The 494-nt window shown below is 60.7% G+C and carries 1 protein-coding gene; it reads left to right on the top strand.

What is annotated here, in order from left to right; translation table 11 throughout:
• Positions 1–494 (top strand): tripartite tricarboxylate transporter permease (locus tag KQJ18_RS24390; RefSeq protein WP_216423003.1); only part of this gene is annotated, 494 nt, incomplete at both ends.

Below are 494 nucleotides of genomic sequence, written 5' to 3' on the forward strand. Positions count from 1 at the left end.
GTGCGTGGGCGCCACCCTGCGTTCATCGGTGATTGGCTTTTTCGTCGGCGTTCTGCCTGGCGCAGGCGCCACCATTGCCAGCGCTATCACCTACATGACCGAGAAAAAGCTCAGCGGCAACAGCGACAGCTTCGGCAAGGGGGATATTCGCGGTGTGGCGGCACCTGAGGCCGCGAACAATGCCTCGGCCTGTGGCTCTTTTATTCCGATGCTGACGCTCGGCGTTCCAGGCTCCGGCACCACGGCGGTGATGATGGGCGCGCTGACCCTGTACAACATCACCCCTGGCCCGGCGATGTTTACCGAGCAGCCGGATATCGTTTGGGGACTGATTGCGGCGCTGCTGATTGCCAACGTGATGCTGCTGGTGATGAACATCCCGCTGATCGGCCTGTTTACTCGTATGCTGACCATCCCGCTGTGGTTTTTGGTACCGGCTATCGCGGCAGTCTCCGCGGTTGGCGTGTACGCCGTTCACAGCACAACCTTTGATC

This window comes from Citrobacter sp. S55_ASV_140 (assembly GCF_018919505.1).
GTDB classification, from domain to species: Bacteria; Pseudomonadota; Gammaproteobacteria; order Enterobacterales; family Enterobacteriaceae; genus Citrobacter; species Citrobacter werkmanii.